Source organism: Larkinella sp. C7, assembly GCF_006149005.1.
Lineage (GTDB): Bacteria > Bacteroidota > Bacteroidia > Cytophagales > Spirosomataceae > Larkinella.
In genome coordinates this window covers 1-638 of the sequence record NZ_VBSL01000083.1, presented here as the reverse complement: position 1 = coordinate 638, position 638 = coordinate 1, and the positions used below count along the sequence as shown (strand labels likewise).

The window sequence follows — 638 nt, the reverse complement described above, 5'->3', positions numbered from 1 at the left end:
CTGAGGAGAAATCCCTTTTCGAGCTGGTCACCATCTTAGTGGACAATGCTAATAAATATTGTGACCCCGATGGTCAGGTCAGTGTCCGCCTCAGTCAAGTCGGTCGTACACGCAAGCGAGCTCGCTTGCAGGTTTCCAACACTTATAAAGAAGGTAAAGACACGGATTATAGTAAATTTTTCGAGCGCTTCTATCGGGAAGAGGAATCCCACAATAATAAGAAAAAATCAGGATTCGGTATTGGCCTTTCCATGGCCCAAAGTGTGGTCAAACTCTTTCGTGGACGTATCTTTGCCAGCTATAAGGAAGATACCATCACCTTCACCGTAGTCTTTCCAAAACTTTAAAAAGCACCAGAAGCTTAAGAAATTTCAGCTGCGATTANAGCTATAAGGAAGATACCATCACCTTCACCGTAGTCTTTCCAAAACTTTAAAAAGCACCAGAAGCTTAAGAAATTTCAGCTGCGATTAAATAGATAAAACTTTGGAACAATCAGGAGCCTGAATCACAGGCTTCAAGAAGAAACACAAAGAAGTCCATCTCAAGTTTGAAAAGAACATAAAAAACAATCTGGGGAGTCGTCTAAGAATTGAGGCGACTCAAATTAAACAGAGGTGATTTTGAAAGGGGTCATT

At 41.1% G+C, this 638-nt stretch carries 1 protein-coding gene; it reads left to right on the top strand.

From position 1 onward, the window contains the following. A partial coding sequence (locus FH871_RS34450) for an ATP-binding protein (protein WP_138995325.1) occupies nt 1-347 on the top strand: 347 nt, incomplete at its 5' end. Nucleotides 348-638: the final 291 nt, after the last annotated feature.